Source organism: Peribacillus sp. P4_D6 (genome assembly GCF_056401795.1).
In genome coordinates this window covers 1-1,848 of sequence record NZ_JBFUIQ010000301.1, presented here as the reverse complement: position 1 = coordinate 1,848, position 1,848 = coordinate 1, and the positions used below count along the sequence as shown (strand labels likewise).

Here is a 1,848-nt window from a genome sequence, read left to right as displayed (position 1 = left end):
CCGTGATGGTTTAAAAGGGTTTGTCATGAATGAACATGATAAGGGATTCGTCAATGGCAAACCAGGAATGGAAGATATTATAAAAAAGGGCATCGCTGGTGGTTTGAAATATGATGAAGATATCGCCACATATCAAAGACCAGATCAGGTGATCAATTATGTTGAAGCACATGATAATTATACGTTATGGGATAAGCTGCTCATCACTAATCCAGATGCTACGGAAGAAAAACGGAAACAGATGCATAAATTAGCTTCGGCAATTGTCTTACTGTCACAGGGAATTCCCATGATACATGCTGGACAAGAGTTTATGCGCACGAAGGATGGAGATGAAAACAGCTATCAATCTTCTGATTGGATTAACAGGTTGGATTGGAAAAGGAGAGCGGAGTTAGATCGGGAAGTGGAGTATATGAAAGGGCTGATTTCTCTCAGGAAAAATCATTCTGTTTTTAGGTTAAGCACACCCGAAGAAATTGAGGAGCAATTGCAATTCATTGATGCTCCGCCAAATGCGGTTGCATTCACCTTACAACATCAAGATTATAAAATGGCAGTGATTCATAATGCAAATTGGGACGCGATAACCATTACTCTTCCGCACGAAGGTAATTGGTCCGTTTTAGTGGATGGTCAGCGTTCGGGCCTGGAAGAAATTGATAGGATTAAAGGGAGTCAGATAACCGTTGCCCCTTTAAGTTCGCTTGTATTGAAAGCAAACACTAATCAATGATACTAAAGTCGAAGTGAGTGAATACATGTCTCACTTCGGCTTTGGTTCATTTTCTAATATGAAATTGGTCAAATGAAGACTTCCATTATTCACTTTCACAAGTTTGAGAAAATTTGTGCGAGGGTAGAAAATACCAAATAATGAATTTTATCGTTTTTTAAGAGGGGAGCGATTATTTTGCCAGAGAAAGTGCATATAAAAATCAATGGTGCTGAGACCAGTCTGGAAGGTAATCAAACAATATTACAAATGCTGACGGATAGCTCCATTGAAGTCCCGAATGTTTGTTACCACCCTAGCCTAGGTCCTATCGAAACATGTGATACATGTTTAGTGAGCGTTAATGGGGAACTAGTTAGATCTTGTTCCACCAAGATCAAAGATGGAGATGTAATCGATACAGTTGGACCAGAGGTAAAAGAAGCACAGGTCATGGCGATGGACAAGATATTATATAACCATGAACTTTATTGTACGGTTTGCGATTATAATAATGGCACTTGTGAAATACACAATACCGTTAAGGAAATGAAGGTAAATCATCAAAGTGTTCCTTTTGATCAAAAACCCTATGAAGTGGATCGGACAAATCCATTCTATCGATATGACCCAGATCAATGCATCCTTTGCGGCCGTTGTGTTGAAGCTTGTCAAGATGTACAGGTCACAGAAACATTGACTATTGATTGGGAAGCAAAACGTCCGCGTGTCATTTGGGATGATAATGTTCCGATCAATGAATCTTCATGTGTGTCATGTGGGCACTGTTCCACAGTTTGCCCGTGTAATGCAATGATGGAAAAAGGGATGGAGGGTGAAGCCGGATTTTTAACTGGCATCGCTAAACAAACTCTTCGACCTATGATAGAAATTACGAAAAATGTTGAAACGGGTTATGGCTCGATTTTAGCGATTTCAGATATGGAATCCGCCATGAGGGATGCAAGGATCAAGAAGACAAAAACGGTTTGTACATATTGTGGTGTAGGATGCAGCTTTGACGTTTGGACCAAAGACCGTAAAATCCTTAAGATCGAACCGCAAGTGGAGGCACCTGCAAATGGAATTTCGACTTGCGTTAAAGGGAAATTCGGATGGGATTTCGTGAATAG

The 1,848-nt window shown here is 40.2% G+C and carries 1 protein-coding gene and 1 pseudogene; both read left to right on the top strand.

The genetic code is table 11. The features are described 5' to 3' along the window. Nucleotides 1–736: pseudogene (locus AC1DVB_RS26965) on the top strand (type I pullulanase); the annotation flags it as partial. Nucleotides 737–913: 177 nt separating this feature from the next. Next, on the top strand, nt 914–1,848 hold a 935-nt coding region (locus AC1DVB_RS26960; protein WP_477591898.1), incomplete at its 3' end, for a 2Fe-2S iron-sulfur cluster-binding protein.